The organism is Mesorhizobium sp. WSM4817, assembly GCF_055811135.1.
On sequence record NZ_JBVVQQ010000166.1, the window covers coordinates 1 to 254 of the forward strand.

The following is a 254-nucleotide window of genomic DNA, read 5'->3' on the forward strand; positions in this document are numbered from 1 at the left end:
AAACGCCGGCGCCGGCGAAGCGGACCGGCAAGAAGGTCGCAGCTTGACTTTATCTCTCGAGGGTCGTTCTGGAGCGCGCAGCTGCTATCGGCATGATCTGCGCAGAATAGGAAAAGGCGGGGACCAAACCACGCCTTACCTCGCGTTCATTCGCTCTTGCCGGGACGCAGGAGAAAGTTTCAGCCAGTCTTCGCACAACCCACGCATCTACAAGGATCGCATCGTTGGCGACTAGGCTGGCACGCCACCACCAT

At 59.4% G+C, this 254-nt stretch carries 1 protein-coding gene; it reads left to right on the plus strand.

Translation table 11 applies throughout. The features are described from left to right. A partial coding sequence (locus tag AC0L2K_RS35230; RefSeq protein WP_473533691.1) for a hypothetical protein occupies positions 1–235 on the plus strand: 235 nt, incomplete at its 5' end. Positions 236–254 lie beyond the last annotated feature (19 nt).